A 16019-nucleotide genomic window follows, 5' to 3' on the forward strand; every position below is an offset into this window, starting at 1 on the left:
CACATTATCGGATGTTGACCATGAGAAACTTTTTTCGGCGCATGAGCATCGGCTCGCGTCTGGCGCTGATTATCGGTCTGGCGGCCATTGCGGCCTTTGTTGCCCTGAGCTGGGGGCTGTCGTCTTCCAGTGCCCGGGCGCTTCGTGAACAGGGCGCCAACAGCATGCGGCAGCAGACCCGACAGTTTACCGATTCGGTTACGCTTTTCGATCAGAGCCTGCAGCAGCAAAGCGCTCGTTTTCTAAAGCTGTTTCAGACCGATGCTCTGGCCCCGCCCTTTGTCCTTGATCCGACCCAGACCGTAAATGTCAGGTCCACCCGAACGCCACTGCTGATGGACCAGCGCGGTGCGCTCAACATGGACACCCAGCGCGTGGATGACTTTACCCGGCGCACCGGCACACCGGTCACGCTTTTTGCCCGTACCGGCGACGATTTTGTGCGTATCAATACCTCACTCAAGGACGCCCAGGGAGAGCGCGCCGTGGGTACCCTGCTTGATCGCAGCGGGGCAAGCTATCGCGCCCTGATGGAAGACCGCGTCTATTCAGGTATCGCCACGCTGTTCGGGACCCCCTATATCACCCGCTATGAGCCCATTCATGATGCCGGGGGGCGCGTTATCGGTGCCAGCTTTATCGGTGTGGACATTACAGCCGATCTGGAAAACTTCAAGGAACGTGTACGCTCGCTGGGGGTCGGCGAAAACGGCTACTTCATGATTGTTGATGCCGATACTGGCAGCATCCTGGCCGGCGGTGAGCACGAGGGGACGTCGCTGAACAATGTGCTTGATGCTGACGGCAATCCGGCCTTTGCGCCGATCTTTCAGGGGCAGCGCGGGCTGTTTGAATATCGACTGCCCAACACTGAAAACGCTCGTCGTACGACCTATTTCATGCAGTATCCTGACTGGCACTGGGTCGTGGCTGCCACGGCGGTCAATGCCGATATCGATGATCAGATTGCCGCGGCCCGTAACCGGTTTCTGCTGATCGCGCTGGGGCTGGCGCTTACAGCGGCGCTAGCGGTTTATTTCATGATGCGCCGCAGCCTGAGTCATCCTCTGGCCAGCGTGCAGGGCATGGCCGGCCACCTTGCCAATGGGGATCTCAGGCAGCGTCTGGACAGCCACCGCAAGGATGAAATTGGCTCGCTGGTCGGGGCCATGAACGGTATCAGCGATGGTCTGCGCGATATCGTCAGCCGCGTTCGTCAGTCGGTAGAAGGGATTGGCCACGCCTCAAGCGAAATTGCCAGTGGCAACATGGACCTGTCACGCCGTACCGAAAGCCAGGCGGCAAGCCTTGAGCAGACAGCGGCCAGTATCGAGGAATTGACAGCCACCGTGCGCCAGAACACCGAGCGTGCCCGCCAGGGGGACAGCATGGCAGAGGAGGTGGTGGCCTCGGCCAGAGAAGGTCAGCAGCGCCTGGGTCGTGCCATGACCACCCTCAGGGACCTGGATGCCACGGCCTCGAAAATGTCCGATATCATTGCCACCATCGACGGCATTGCTTTCCAGACCAATCTTCTGGCGCTCAATGCCTCGGTCGAGGCGGCGCGTGCCGGTGCCCACGGTCGCGGTTTTACCGTGGTGGCCGATGAAGTGCGGCGTCTGGCGGTGCGCTGTAGTGAAGCGTCTGCCGATATCGGCCAGTTGATTCGACATACCATCGAGGAAGTCACGACCGGCAACGCCCATATCCAGCAAAGCGGCGAGCAGATCGAGGAGATCACCGCGCGGATGGAAAGTCTGGGCGTCATTGTCAACGAGATCAGTCGCGCCAGCGAAGAGCAGCTTGAAGGCATCGAGCAGGTCAGCAGTGCACTGGCCTCGCTGGATGAAACCACTCAGCATAACGCCGCACTGGTCGAGCAGTCGGCCGCCGCGTCCGGGCATCTGGATGAACAGGCGCGCAAGCTCAGTGAGGTCGTGCGGGTTTTTCATTTGCCGGCCTGATATTTCCCTGATTTCACGGCTGCAATTGCCGGGTCTGTGCCGTACCATCATCTCCAGGTATGATACCTGCCTCTGGCAGGGTGTGACCCGAGGTCATTACCCTACCAATATGCCTTTATCAGGCCTTCGAATGCTTCATCAGAGTACAGCCATAACACTCGCATGAGTGCAGGGGGGATGGCCGTTGAGCGCCAGCAAGACCAGACAATCGCAGTCACAGGCAAAGACACGTCGCAGCAAAAGCGGCGCCAGCCCGCGAACAACGCGTAAAAGCGCCACCATGCAGCGCTCTCGACAGCGTGTGACAAAAGCCCGGGATAACGCCCGCCATTTCAGTGCCAGACTCCAGGGCGCTGCCAAGGAAGGGGTTGCCATCGTCATGCTGGCGCTTTGCGCCTTCCTGCTGCTGGCGCTTTTCAGCTACATGCCGGCAGACCCCAGCTGGTCCCATAGCGGACCGGATCAGGCAGTGACCAACTGGATGGGGCCTGTCGGGGCGTGGCTTTCCGATGTTCTTTATTCGCTGTTCGGTGCCAGCGCGCTCTGGGCGCCCGGCATGCTCGGGCTGGGGGCCTGGCGGCTGATCCGCGCCAAAGAGGCCCACATTGTCTGGGACCCCATGGCGCTGGCCGTACGGGGTGGCGGGCTGCTGCTGGTCATGGTGGCCACCTGCACCGTCGGCGCGCTTCATTTTCAGGATGCCAGCAACGATCTGCCCTATGGATCGGGCGGCATCGTGGGCGAGGGTGTGTCGGCGGCACTGTCTGCACTGGTCGGCAGGCATGGCACCACGCTGTTGTCGCTGGCGGCCTTCCTTTGCGGTATGCCGCTTTTGACCGGCATGTCCTGGTTTTCCATCATTGATGAAGTGGGCAACGGCATCTGGCGTGGTGTGCGCTGGTGTGCACGCCGTGTGGGCATGGCCGGCGCAAGCATCGGCAGTGCCGGTTCAAGGCTTCAGGAGCGTCGTCGCGAAATGGCCCAGGAGCGTCGCGAGGCGTACCTTACCGCTCAGGAAGAGGATGAGTTCGATTTCGGCCATGACGACGAGGACGCCGATACCGCTCTGAGAGCAGATGCCGAGGACGCACGCCCCCACCGTGAACGCCCCGGGCTGTTGGCGCGTCTGGTGCCCGGACGTCGGACAAAAGCGCATGAAGACGATGACGCGTTTTTTGAAGCCCCCGATGAGCCGGCCGTTTCGATGCGAAAATCGCATGATGACGAAACCGATGCGCTTAACGAGCCGGTGGCCGGAATGCGCACCGATGAGGATGACATTCCCTGGGAACAGCCCTACGAAAAAACCGCCGTAACGCGTGAGACGCAGAGTACTTCTGCGCCCGCCACCCCGGCGCCCGTCGATCCGGCGCCCGTCGATCCGGCGCCTGTCGCCAGCGATCGCTGGAGCGATGAAGGCGCTCGACAGGCCCGGACATCGGCGGTCGAGTCCGAACGCCATGAGCCGCGACACGATGTGGCATCGACCCCTTCGCCGGCTCACGATGATGATTCGTTGACCTCCATGCCGGCATCGGCGATCGATGAGCCGCTGGTTCGTGCCCCCGAAGATGATCAGGATGTTCCTGCCACCCCGGTGCGCGATGAGGGTCAATCCCGCGTGGACAGTGCACCGGTGCCTGGCGAGGTGCCGCAGCAGCCGATGGAAACGCCACGTGGCGATACTTCGGCCAGCGACGTGACCCGCCGGCGAATTCCGGAGGTCATCCCCGAGCCCCGGCTGGCCGAAGATGATGAAGACGAGCCTGTCTTGCCCAGTGCACCTGCGCCTGAACAGCGCGAGCCGCAGGCACGTACCGATCAGGCGCCGCTGGTCGATACCCCTTCGGCGCATGATGTGCCGGCACCTGCGGCACCCGTCGAGCCGACGCCGGATGACATGACGCTGGAAGAGCCGCAATCCCTGCGTGAGCGTGAAATGCCGCTTGTTGATGACATGCAGGCGCAGGAACCTCCGGTACTTAGCTGGGAAGACGACGAGCCCGAACTCTCGACGCCGTTGAGCGCGCGTGAAGACACGCCGTCGCCGGCTCGTGACGCGTCTGCTTCAACGCTTACCTTTGAAGACGATGATGCTCGGGATGCCGCCTTCAATGAGTTGGTATCGGAAGCGGCCCCCATATCGTCGCATCAGAAGACCTCAGCACCGAGCGCGCCACCGGTTCGGGACGACGAAAGCGATGAGGTTCGCGCTGATGAGCGTGCCAGCCCCGCTCCCGCTCCGAATCACGACACGCCAGCGCCGCGTCCGGAGCCCGAAGCCAATGGCGAAGACGGCGCCAGCCCGACACTCTGGACCGTGCAGCAGATGCAGACCCAGCGTCCCGTGCACGAGTCTGACGGTGAGCCGCTGGGCGAGCTGCCCTCGCTGTCGCTTCTGACGCCGCCGTCGTCTCACGAGCCGACCTACACGGCCGAACAGCTTCAGGACATGGCAGAGCTTCTGGAAGTTCGCCTGCGTGAATATGGCGTCAAGGCCGAGGTGGTTGATACCTGGCCCGGCCCTGTCATCACGCGCTTTGAGATCAAGCCGGCACCCGGTGTGAAAGTCTCCAAGATCAGCAACCTGGCCAAGGATCTGGCGCGCTCGCTGATGGTGAAAAGTGTGCGTGTGGTCGAGATCATCCCCGGGCGGCCAACGGTCGGCATCGAGATCCCCAATCCCAATCGGGCCATGATCCGGCTGCGGGAAATCTTTGACTCCGATGTCTATCAGGACGCCAGCTCACCGGTCACGGTGGCGCTGGGTCAGGACATCGGCGGCAACCCGGTCGTGGCCAATCTGAACAAGATGCCACACCTTCTGGTGGCGGGTACCACGGGCTCGGGCAAATCGGTCGGCGTCAATGCCATGCTGATCTCGATGCTTTTGAAGGCCACGCCCGATGAAGTGCGCATGATCATGGTCGACCCCAAGATGCTGGAACTGTCGGTGTATGACGGCATTCCGCATCTTCTGGCCCCGGTGGTGACCGACATGAAGGAGGCCGCCAACGCGCTGCGCTGGTGCGTGGCCGAAATGGAGCGTCGTTACAAGCTGATGGCAGCCATGGGCGTGCGTAATCTGGCCGGTTTCAACGCGCGTATCGATGAAGCCTCTGCGGCCGGCGCCCAGATTGCCGATCCGCTGTGGGAACCGCAGCCCTGGGAGATGCATGAGCAGCCGCCGGTGCTCGAGAGACTGCCCTATATCGTGGTGGTGATCGACGAGTTCGCCGACATGTTCATGATCGTGGGCAAAAAGGTCGAAGAGCTGATCGCCCGTATCGCGCAGAAGGCGCGTGCTGCCGGCATCCACCTGATTCTGGCCACCCAGCGCCCGTCGGTGGATGTGGTGACCGGTCTGATCAAGGCCAACATCCCGACCCGCATGGCCTTTCAGGTCTCCTCGCGGATCGATTCGCGCACGATTCTTGATCAGGGCGGTGCCGAACATCTGCTCGGGCATGGCGACATGCTGTATCTGCCGGCCGGCGCGGGCATTCCGATGCGCGTGCATGGCGCCTTCGTGGACGATGACGAAGTGCATCGTGTGGTCGATGACTGGAAGCGTCGTGGTGAGCCCGAGTACATCGATGAGATCCTCTCCGGCGGTGTCTCGGCCGATGCGCTGACAGGGCTTGAAGCCGAAGGCGATGGCAATGACGACCCGGAACAGGACGCGCTCTATGATGAGGCCGTGGCCTATGTGACCGAATCACGTCGGGCATCGATTTCTTCGGTCCAGCGTCGCTTCAAGATTGGCTACAATCGCGCGGCGCGTCTGGTCGAGGCGATGGAGATGGCCGGCGTGGTGTCGTCCATGGGCAGCAACGGAGCCAGGGAAGTGCTGGCATCGCCCCCGTCGAACTGATGGCATCACCGGATAACCCGATGATGGGGCTGAACAATCTTAAGTTTCAGCAGGGGTCTTTACAGAACCTGTCACCCGGTGACAGGTCAAAGGGGCACCACGGCATGCTCTCTGCCAACCAGAACAGGATGTTTTAATGACACTGATGACTCATGGCCGTAACGGCCTGGCCCGTAAACCGGGACTGGCAGGTGCCACCCTGATGGCGGCGTGCATGACACTGCCGGCGCAGGCGGCGCCTCAGGATGCCGAGCGACTGACCTCGCTGCTCGAGCCGCTCAAGACCTACTCTGCCGATTTCAATCAGCAGGTGGCCAGCGGGGGCGGTAATCTTCAAAACGCCAGCGGCCACATGTGGCTCTCGCGTCCCGGACGCTTCAACTGGGAAGTCTCTGACCCCTATCGCCAGACCGTGGTTTCCGATGGGCAGCAGGTCTATCTCTATGACCCTGACCTCGAACAGGTCAGCATTCGCCCGCTTGATCAGCGCGTCACGCACACCCCGGCACTCTTGCTCTCCGGGCAGGCCAGCGAGCTGACCGAGAACTACAACGTGTCGCGTCGCCAGCAGGGGACCACCGAGTTCTTCGCACTGTCGCCGCGCTCCAACGACACGCTGTTTGAATCCCTGGAGCTGGTGTTCAACAACGAACGTCTCTCCGGGATCGATCTCACCGACGGTACCGGCCAGCGCACGGAAATATCGTTTCGCAATATCGAGGTCAACCCTGATATCAGCGCCTCGCAGTTCCAGTTCGAGATCCCCGACGGAGCGGATGTGATGCGCGAAGGCAACTGATTGATACCGCGTTATCTGCCATGATGGAGGCATGATCCGCACAAGGGTGCCTTTTTCATGAGTGATTTGTTTGATCGTGACGCGCCGCCCGGGCAACCCCTGGCGGCGCGCTTGCGTCCGGCCCGACTGGAAGACTATATCGGTCAGTCCCATCTGCTGGGGCCGGACCGTCCTCTCACGCGTGCCCTGGCGCGCGATCAGCTTTATTCGATGATCCTCTGGGGACCGCCCGGCGTTGGCAAGACCACCCTGGCACGCCTGATCGCCGGCTATACCCGTTCGCACTTTGCTACGCTCTCGGCCGTCTCGGCGGGCGTCAAGGAGATTCGTGCCGCAGCCTTCGAGGCGCAGCAACGAGGCCAGACCGGACAGCGCACGCTGTTGTTCGTCGATGAGGTGCATCGCTTCAACAAGGCACAGCAGGACGCTTTCCTGCCCTGGGTCGAGGAAGGCGTGTTCACCTTTGTCGGCGCCACCACCGAAAATCCTTCCTTCGAGCTCAACAATGCGCTGCTGTCGCGGGCGCGGGTTCATGTGCTCAAGCCACTGAGCACCGAGGAGCTTCGTCAGGTCATCGACCGCGCCCTGCTGGAGCCGGCCGGTCTCGGCGAGGCCGGTATCGAGGCACCAGACAGCGTCCGTGATCTTCTGGCGCAGGCGGCTGACGGTGACGCGCGTCGGGCGCTCAATCTGCTGGAGATTGCCGCCGACATGGCCGAAGCCGGCCGCGAGGGGGAGGCGCCGAGACTGTCGCAGGCGGTCATCGAAGAGGTGCTGGGCGAAAGTACGCGCCGGCTCGACCGCGGCGGCGATCTCTTTTATGACCAGATTTCGGCGCTGCACAAGTCGATTCGCGGCAGTGCCCCTGACGCTGCGCTCTACTGGTACTGTCGCATGCTCGACGGCGGGGCAGACCCGCTCTACATCGCTCGTCGGGTGGTTCGCATGGCAAGCGAAGAGATCGGCAACGCCGACCCCAGAGCGCTGCGCCTGGCGCTGGACGGCTGGGAGGTGCAGGAGCGTCTGGGCAGTCCGGAAGGCGAGCTTGCCGTCGCCCAGGCCATTCTTTATATCGCCAGCGCCCCGAAAAGCAATGCCGCCTACGTGGCCTACAATCAGGCGCGCGCGCATGTGGCCTCAAGTCCCGGGCACGAGGTGCCGGTGCACCTGCGCAATGCGCCCACGTCCCTGATGAAGTCTCTGGGGCATGGTCATGACTACCGCTATGCCCATGATGAACCCCATGCCTATGCTGCCGGTGAAACCTATTTCCCCGAGGCGCTGGTGGGTACTCGCTACTATCAACCGGTCGACCGCGGCCTTGAAAAGCGCATTGCCGAAAAGCTGGAGTGGCTGGAAGGACTGGATCAGGCTGCGACGCATCGACGCGGTGTCGAGCCATCATGAGAAAGTATGATGACGTCGCGTCTGTTGTCTCATGCCCGTCATGACGCGATCGAGACCATGATGGCCGTCGGTGCGCCTGGCGTGGCTTTGGCAGGTATTAAATTTAATGAGCGCTGTATGCGACCAAAGTAAGTGGCGATCAGATGCAAAACGCACAAGACTGGTAGCTCGTCAAATTTGCCGGAGACGCCGCCATGCTCAAGTTGACTCAGCTTCGCCAGGATCATGCTCATATGGCTCGCCTGCTTCATGTGCTAACGCTGCAGCATCGTTATCTTGTGACCGGAGAGCGCCCGAGCTTTCGCCTCATGCGTGAGGCGTGTGACTACATCATGGACTATATGGACGACTACATCGTCCCGCTGGAAACTCTCTGCGGCAATCGGCTGACCGAGCGCGGTGCGCATACCGGGCAGGAAATCTGTGAGCTGGCCGGTGAGTATCGTGAGCTCAAACAGCGTCTGAGGCATCTGGGCGATGATCTCGATAACATCCTGATGGATGCCATCATGCCCATGACGCTTTTTGGCGAGCGCCTCAAGGCCTATCTGGACGCGCACCGTCATGTGCTGCGCATGGAGCGTGAACACCTGTTTCCGCTGCTGGACGCCAGTCTGGATGAAGACGAATATGTCGAGCTGCGCGATACGCTGCCGCTTCAGGCTCGTACGCAGCTGGCACGCCTTCAGCAGGAATATCCGGACCTCTACGCCGAATTTCGTGAAATCCGACCGGCGGTGGCCTGAGTGCCGGCCCTTCGGGCGCGACTCCGGCATCCCAGGCAGGCAAGGGTGCAAACATGAGCGGGGCGGCATTCATATGCCGCCCCGCTTTTTCATGTCTGCTGCGACAGGGGGTTACAGCCGCTCGTAGGCGTAACCTTCGTTGCCGTAGATTGCCAGTGTGCTCAGCGCCGAAGGCGTGATCCCGATCTCGTCGTTGACGTCGGCATCAGCAATCTTCCAGTGGTTGAGCACCTGACCGCATACTCGTACGCGAACGCCTGCTTCCGTCAGGGCATGGACCAGTGCGACGTTGGGGTTGTCGAATCCGAACCACTTGTTGTACACCCCGGAGTTGACCACGCTGCGCGTCGCATCGCCATGAATGATGGCCACAAAATCCAGATTCTCCAGCGGCACACCGGCTTCGGCAAAGACATTGACGGCACGCGCCACGCGCATCAGACCGGGGTTGATCGTGCGGGGGTCGTCGCTTCCGCTGACCACGTCAAAGATGACCTGATAATGCTTGTTGGGGTCGGGAACATCTATCGTGTCATGACGCTCGGCAATGCCGCCGAACTTCTCGATCGCCGGATAATGTGCCTGTTCAAGGCCCGCTGCCGGCTTGCGGGGGACGACCGCGGCAAAAAACACCATGAAAAGGGCAGCGAATACCAGTGCCGCCAGCATCCAGTGCCGCTTGAGAAGAGTCAGCATGTCGAGTTCCTGAAAGCGAAAGAAGTGATGGTTGTCATGACAAGGCGTTCCCCGATGGGCAACGATCGAGATATAGCCAATAAGGCGTCGGGAGTCTACAGCATTTGTCACAGTGACGCCGTATCACAGGTCACCGGCGGGCAATGGGCGGCGTCAGTACTTGAGCTGCGATGGGCAGGCGCTACACTGGCGGCCTCTTTCATCATGACCGTTATCATGACGGCCGGATCAGGTATTTCACATTGAGCGTACCCGTCGTTGACCCCGACCAGTACTCTGCGCTGCTTGACGCCAAGCGCCAGCGCATTATCGATCAGTTTGCCCGTTTCAAGGCGCCGCCGCTTGAGGTATTTGCCTCTCCGGCGAGCCATTACCGCATGCGCTGCGAGTTTCGCATCTGGCATGAAGGCGATGATCTCTTTCATGCCATGTTCGAGGCCGATGCCGACGGTGTTAAACAAACCGTGCGCATGGATCAGTATGACGTGGCAAGTCGGCGCATCAATGCGTTGATGACGCAGCTGATTGACGCCATTCGCGACGCCCCAGTGCTGCGCCATCGCCTTTTTCAGGTGGAGTATCTGACGACCCGTCAGGGCGAGGCGCTGGTGACGCTGGTCTACCACCGAAAGCTTGATGACGAGTGGGAACAGGCCGCCCGCGAGCTCGAAACGACGCTGGACGCCGCCATTATCGGCCGGGCACGCAAGCAGCGTCGGGTGCTGACGCGTGAATCGGTGACCGAGCATCTCGATGTGGCCGGGCGGGTGTTCAGCTATCAGCAGGTCGAAAACAGCTTTACCCAGCCCAACGCCGACATCGCTGAAAGCATGCTCAACTGGGCCCGGGAAGTCACACAGGGTAATGATGGCCGGCGCCGTGACACCGACCTGGTCGAGCTTTACTGCGGCAACGGTAATTTCACCATCGCTCTGGCAGACAATTTCCGGCGCGTGGTGGCCACCGAAATATCGCGTACGTCAGTGGCTTCGGCCCAGCACAATCTGGCGCTCAACGGTATCGACAATGCTCACGTGGCGCGCATGTCGAGCGAGGAGTTCGCCCAGGCACTGTCGGGAGAAAAAACGGGCCGGCGTGTCAGCGATATGCAGCTTGAAGCGCATGATTTTTCGACCGTACTGGTCGACCCGCCGCGGGCGGGGCTTGACGCCGACAGCTGCGAACAGATCGCCCGCTTTGATGACATCGTTTATATCTCCTGCAACCCCGATACCCTGGAAGCCAATCTGGAGCAGCTCGGGCGTACTCACGAGATTCATCGTCTGGCGCTTTTTGATCAGTTTCCCTACACCGACCACTGTGAGTGTGGTGTGCTGCTCAAGCGGCGCTGATCGATTGCGATGCCGTGCTTTCCCGGCCCCGCCACGGCGGGGCCGGGGCGTTTTCATGACTGCCATGCCGATAGCGTCATTACCGGGGCGTGCCCATGCCGCTTGCTCATGGGCCATGATAAAAATGGGTATACAGTAGGGATAAAGCGTTTGCTGAACTAGGATGTCACCGTGGTCATCCCATCAGGATGCGTAGGCATTTGCGGTACGCGAGGAGAATCGATGCAGAGTACAGTGCCGGACAACAAGGAAGACTTTTTCAAAGCGCTCGAGACGCTGCTTGACGAGCGTCTGGCGCCCGAGCAGGCGCGCAACATCAGCGCCTTTGCACGCCACTATTATGCCGGTGCCAGCCACGAGGACCTGCGAGAGCGTCATTTCGAGGACCTCTATGGCGCCACGCTTTCGACCTGGTTTTTTCTGCAGCAGCGAGAGCAGAACGGACGTCCAAAGGTGCGCGTTTTCAACCCTGAATACGAAGAGCATGGCTGGCAGTCGACCCATACGGTAGTGGAAGTCGTCAGCCCGGACATGTCCTTTCTGGTGGATTCGGTGCGCATCGAGCTCAATCGCTGCGGTTTCACCGTTCATGCCATTCTGAACACGGTCATCGCCAGCGAGCGCGACGAGGAGCAGCGTCTGGTGCGCTTTACGCCGCCTCGCGCCGCGGATGCCCCTGCCGCGCGGGAATCGGTCATCTACATCGAGATCGATCGTCACTCCGATACGGCCATGCTCAATGAGCTCAGGGACAACATTCAGGATGTGCTGACCGATGTGCGGGCTGCCGTCTCCGATTTTGACGCCATGCGCGACCAGGCGCGTGCCGCACTCAAGGAGATGGACACGCATCCGCCCCGGGTTGTTGAAAAGCGTGATATCGACGAGGCACGCGACTTTCTGGCATGGCTGCTGGATGACCACTTTACCTTTCTGGGCTTTGAGGATTACGAGCTTCAAAGCCAGGACGGGCACGCCAGGCTGGTACGCACCAGCGGCAGCGAACTGGGAGTGCTGACGCTGGACAGCCCGCGCTACTGCGAGGAGCCCCAGCAGTTCAGCGACAATGAGGCAGAGCAGGGGGAGTATGTCCTGATCCCCGAGCTGATCTCCTTTGCCAAGAGCGCCTGGCCGTCACGCATTCATCGGCCGAGCTATCCGGATTACATCATCGTTGAGCGTCACAACGAGCAGGGTGACGTCATCGGCGAGCGCCACTTTCTCGGGCTTTATACGCTGTCGGTCTACAACGAGCGCCCGGTCAATATTCCCGTACTGCGTCGCAAGATCGATGCCGTGCTCAGCGATTCCAACATTGACCCGACCGGGCACAATGGCAAGCAGCTTCAGCAGATTCTGGAAGTCTATCCCCGTGATGAGCTGTTCCAGATGGGCACGGAAGACCTTTGCCGCACGGCCATGGGCATTCTAAGCATTCGCGAACGCCGTCGCGTGCGGCTGTTCATTCGCGAGGACCGCTCCGGGCGCTTCTACTCCTGTCTGGTATATGTCCCGCGTGACGTGTTCTCGACCGATCTGCGCCTGCGCATTCAGAACATGCTGTGTGAAGAGCTCGATGCCAGCTTTGGCGATTTCAATACGTATCTCTCCGAGTCGGTGCTGGCCCGCATTCAGCTGATTTTACGCTTTAACGGCGACAAGCCGGTGGCGTATGACAATCGCGCGCTGGAGAAAAAGGTCATCGCCATCGCGCGGGGCTGGCGTGACGATCTGCACGAAGCGCTGGTGGAAGGCTACGGTGAGGAGCCTGCCAATCGTCTGATGGAGCGCTATCGTGACGCCTTCCCCAGCAGCTACCGGGAAGACTTCACGCCGCGCACCGCCATCTACGACATCGGCCACATGGAAGGGCTCGATAACGAGACCGCCATCGGGCTGAGCCTGTATCGCCAGCTCGAGCATGAAAGCGACGTCAATCTCAAGTTGTTCCATCGCGACCAGCCGGTGCCGCTTTCCGATGTGCTGCCGATGCTTGAGCACATGGGGCTGCGTGTGATCAGCGAGCGCCCCTACGAGATCGAGCGTGCCGACAACGTGGTCTGGATTCATGATTTCAATCTGGAATCCTCGGGCCACGAGCAGGTGGATCTTCACGGCATGCGCCACACCTTCATCGATGCCTTTACGCGCATCTGGTCGGGCGCTGCCGAAAGCGACAGCTTCAACCGCCTGATCATTGCCGTCGGGCTCGACTGGCGCGAGGTGGCGATGCTGCGCGCCTACGCGCGCTATCTCAAACAGATTCGTTTTGGTCTATCGCAGGACTATATCGCCGCGGCCCTGACCCAGCATGCCGGGATTACCCGTGAACTGGTGACGTTGTTTCGCAACCGGTTTGATCCGCAGATTGCGCGTAGCGAAGACGGGCTCAAAACGGTCCGTGAGCGTATCGAGGCCTATCTGGAAGAGGTCACAAGCCTCAACGATGACCGTTTGATCCGCCTTTATATGGAGCTGATCGGCGCCACACTGCGTACCAACTATTTCCAGCCGGGAGAGGATGGCGAGCCCAAACCCTATATCTCCTTCAAGCTGGCGCCGCGTCAGATCAACGATGTGCCGCGCCCGCGTCCGCTGTATGAAATTTTTGTCTACTCGCCTCGCATGGAAGGGGTGCATCTGCGCACCAGCAACATCGCCCGTGGCGGCATGCGCTGGTCGGACCGCTTCGAGGACTTTCGTACCGAAATCCTCGGACTGGTCAAGGCGCAGCACGTCAAGAACTCGGTTATCGTGCCCAGCGGTGCCAAGGGCGGCTTTATCTGCAAGCAGGCCCCGGCAGGCGGCAGTCGCGAGGCGATCCAGAAGGAAGCCATTGCCTGCTATCAGACCCTGATTCGCGGCATGCTTGATATCACCGATAACCTGATCGACAAGCAGGTGGTGCCGCCCGAGCATGTCGTACGCCATGACGAGGATGACCCCTATCTGGTCGTGGCTGCCGACAAGGGCACGGCCACCTTCTCCGATATCGCCAACGCCCTGGCGCGGGAATACAACTTCTGGCTGGGAGATGCCTTCGCCTCCGGTGGCAAAAACGGCTACGACCACAAGGCCATGGCGATTACGGCCCGCGGTGCTTGGGAAGCGGTCAAGCGCCACTTCCGTGAGCTGGGCGTCAACACTCAGAAGGATCCCTTTACCGTGATCGGGGTCGGCGATATGGCCGGCGACGTGTTCGGCAACGGCATGCTGCTGTCGGAAACGATCCAGCTGGTGGCGGCCTTCAACCATCGCCATATCTTTATCGACCCCGAGCCTGACTGTGCGGCCTCCTTCAAGGAGCGCAAGCGTCTATTCGAACTGGCCACCTCAAGCTGGGAGGACTACGACACCTCCCTGATCAGCGAGGGCGGCGGGGTGTTCTCACGGGACGCCAAGTCCATTGAGATCACCGAGGCCATGAAGTCACGCTTTGGCCTTACCGCGTCGCGGCTATCGCCGGCCGAGCTGATTCATGCGCTGTTGAAATCAAACGTGGATCTGCTCTGGAACGGGGGGATCGGCACTTACGTCAAATCGAGCGAAGAGAGCCACGCCGATGTCGGCGACAAGGCCAACGATACGCTGCGCGTCAACGGCAGCGAGCTAGGCTGTCGCGTGGTCGGTGAGGGCGGCAATCTGGGGGTCACCCAGCTCGGTCGTCGTGAAGCGGCCCAGCAGGGCGTGCGTCTTAATACCGACTTTATCGATAACGCGGGGGGCGTGAACTGCTCGGATCACGAGGTCAACATCAAGATCCTGCTGGATGAAGTGGTCGCGCGTGGCGACATGACCGGCAAGCAGCGCAACGAACTGCTGGCGCAGATGACCGATGAAGTGGCGGATCTGGTGGTAGATGACAATTACCGCCAAACCCAGGCGCTGTCCCTGTCACGACTGCTGTCCGCGGAAAACCTGGGCCCCTACCGGCGCTTCATTCGTGATCTGGAAGGCACCGGTCAGCTTGATCGGGAGCTGGAAGCCCTGCCCGATGACGCGACGCTTGCCGCGCGCGCCGAGCGCGGCGAAGGCCTGACGCACCCGGAGCTGTCCTCACTGATCTCGCATGCCAAGATCGATCTCAAGGGCCTGCTGGTGGCCTCTGATGTGCCCAGCGAACCGGGCATCGTCAATCACGCCGAGCGTGCCTTCCCGGCGTCGCTGGTCGAGCGGTATGGCGAAGAAATTACCAATCACCGCCTGCGTCATCAGATCGTGGCGACCAAGATTGCCGGTGACGTCATCGACCACATGGGCATTCCGTTCGTCAGACGGCTGATGGACATTACCGGCACCAGTGCCGGCGAGGTGGTCAGGGCCTACGTCATGGCGCGCGACAGTTTTGGACTGGCGTCACTGTGGCAGCAGATCGAGGCGCTGGATGCGCAGGTCGATACCGATATCCAGTACGACATGATGCTCTCGCTGGTTCGTCTGTTGCGTCGCGCCACGCGCTACTTCCTGCGCTACCACATGCAGAGCAATGCCGATACCGTGGTCGAGCAGTACGCCCCGGATCTTGAGCGTCTGCGTGACAATATCGGTGAGCGGCTTCGCGGTGAGGCGCAGCGTCAGTGTCTGGCACTGCGGGACCGCTATATCGAATCCGGTGTGGCGGAAGCACTGGCCGAACGCGTGGCCGCAACCGAAAGCCTGTATGCCGGACTTGGCATTATCGACACGGCACGGCTGACCGGGATATCGCTGGAGCGTGTGGCCGACACCTATTACCTCATCGGGGAGAAGCTCTCGCTGCCCTGGATGCTGGAGCAGGTCAATCGTCTCGAGGTGAACGACAGCTGGCAGACGATCGCACGCGAAGCCCTTCGTGACGACCTTGATCGCCAGCAGTTGACGCTGACGGCAAGCGTGTTGCGCAGCGAGGCGTGTGAGGATGTCGACGGCTGCGTCGAGCAGTGGATGAAACAGCACAAGGCGCCGGTCGAGCGCTGGTGTGCTCTGCTCGAAGAGGTGCACTCCACCGACGAACTGGGCTATGCGCTCTTTACGGTGGCCGTGCGTGCCCTTGGAGAACTTTCCGAGCGGCCGCCTTCCGACGCCTAGTCGGGCTGATCAGCGCTCGGCTTCTGGTATCTGCATGATCCAACGCCGCCCTCCGGGGCGGCGTTTTTTTTATGTTACATTGCTTTTTATCCATTCAGGCCATCGGATAAGCGT

Annotated in this window: 8 protein-coding genes; 7 read left to right on the top strand and 1 reads right to left on the bottom strand. The window is 61.0% G+C overall.

Annotated elements, in window-relative coordinates; all coding sequences use genetic code 11:
- Positions 1 to 20: 20 nt before the first annotated feature.
- From ACS92L_RS02020 to ACS92L_RS02040, 5 genes are all read left to right on the top strand, one after another.
- Positions 21 to 1964 (top strand): methyl-accepting chemotaxis protein, encoded by a 1944-nt coding sequence (locus ACS92L_RS02020; protein ID WP_438766675.1) that lies wholly within the window; start codon positions 21 to 23, stop codon positions 1962 to 1964.
- Between the two features lie 280 nt (positions 1965 to 2244).
- Positions 2245 to 5838, top strand: a complete 3594-nt coding sequence (locus tag ACS92L_RS02025) for a DNA translocase FtsK 4TM domain-containing protein (RefSeq protein ID WP_438766676.1) — start codon at positions 2245 to 2247, stop codon at positions 5836 to 5838.
- Positions 5839 to 5983: 145 nt separating this feature from the next.
- The gene (lolA, locus tag ACS92L_RS02030) at positions 5984 to 6637 is read left to right on the top strand and encodes an outer membrane lipoprotein chaperone LolA (protein WP_438768381.1); all 654 of its coding nucleotides are present in this window, start codon (positions 5984 to 5986) and stop codon (positions 6635 to 6637) included.
- Positions 6638 to 6694: 57 nt separating this feature from the next.
- On the top strand, positions 6695 to 8044 hold the full coding sequence (locus ACS92L_RS02035; RefSeq protein ID WP_438766677.1) for a replication-associated recombination protein A: 1350 nt from the start codon (positions 6695 to 6697) through the stop codon (positions 8042 to 8044).
- Positions 8045 to 8238: 194 nt separating this feature from the next.
- Positions 8239 to 8790 carry a hemerythrin domain-containing protein gene (locus tag ACS92L_RS02040; protein WP_438766678.1) on the top strand — a complete coding sequence of 184 codons (552 nt, stop codon included), beginning with the start codon at positions 8239 to 8241 and terminating at the stop codon, positions 8788 to 8790.
- A gap of 111 nt (positions 8791 to 8901) precedes the next feature.
- Here the strand turns inward: ACS92L_RS02040 and ACS92L_RS02045 are convergent, their stop codons facing one another.
- Complete coding sequence (locus ACS92L_RS02045) at positions 8902 to 9486, bottom strand: DsrE family protein (protein WP_438766680.1); 585 nt, start codon at positions 9484 to 9486, stop codon at positions 8902 to 8904.
- A gap of 242 nt (positions 9487 to 9728) precedes the next feature.
- On the opposite strand from ACS92L_RS02045, the gene trmA reads away from it, so the two are divergent.
- Both trmA and ACS92L_RS02055 read left to right on the top strand, forming a co-directional pair.
- Positions 9729 to 10838: a tRNA (uridine(54)-C5)-methyltransferase TrmA gene (gene trmA, locus ACS92L_RS02050; RefSeq protein WP_438766681.1), complete on the top strand. Its 1110-nt coding sequence runs from the start codon at positions 9729 to 9731 to the stop codon at positions 10836 to 10838.
- A gap of 222 nt (positions 10839 to 11060) precedes the next feature.
- The gene (locus ACS92L_RS02055) at positions 11061 to 15905 is read left to right on the top strand and encodes an NAD-glutamate dehydrogenase (protein WP_438766683.1); all 4845 of its coding nucleotides are present in this window, start codon (positions 11061 to 11063) and stop codon (positions 15903 to 15905) included.
- Positions 15906 to 16019: the final 114 nt, after the last annotated feature.

Origin of the sequence: Kushneria halocnemicola (genome assembly GCF_965650455.1) — a bacterium.
GTDB lineage: Bacteria > Pseudomonadota > Gammaproteobacteria > Pseudomonadales > Halomonadaceae > Kushneria.

What these genes read in the sequence shown, in the direction of transcription:
- ACS92L_RS02020 (WP_438766675.1), top strand. Translation starts at nt 21, where the DNA reads ATGAGAAACTTTTTTCGGCGCATGAGCATCGGCTCGCGTCTGGCGCTG.
- ACS92L_RS02025 (WP_438766676.1), top strand. Translation starts at nt 2,245, where the DNA reads ATGCAGCGCTCTCGACAGCGTGTGACAAAAGCCCGGGATAACGCCCGC.
- lolA (WP_438768381.1), top strand. Translation starts at nt 5,984, where the DNA reads ATGACTCATGGCCGTAACGGCCTGGCCCGTAAACCGGGACTGGCAGGT.
- ACS92L_RS02035 (WP_438766677.1), top strand. Translation starts at nt 6,695, where the DNA reads ATGAGTGATTTGTTTGATCGTGACGCGCCGCCCGGGCAACCCCTGGCG.
- ACS92L_RS02040 (WP_438766678.1), top strand. Translation starts at nt 8,239, where the DNA reads ATGCTCAAGTTGACTCAGCTTCGCCAGGATCATGCTCATATGGCTCGC.
- ACS92L_RS02045 (WP_438766680.1), bottom strand. Translation starts at nt 9,486, where the DNA reads ATGCTGACTCTTCTCAAGCGGCACTGGATGCTGGCGGCACTGGTATTC.
- ACS92L_RS02055 (WP_438766683.1), top strand. Translation starts at nt 11,061, where the DNA reads ATGCAGAGTACAGTGCCGGACAACAAGGAAGACTTTTTCAAAGCGCTC.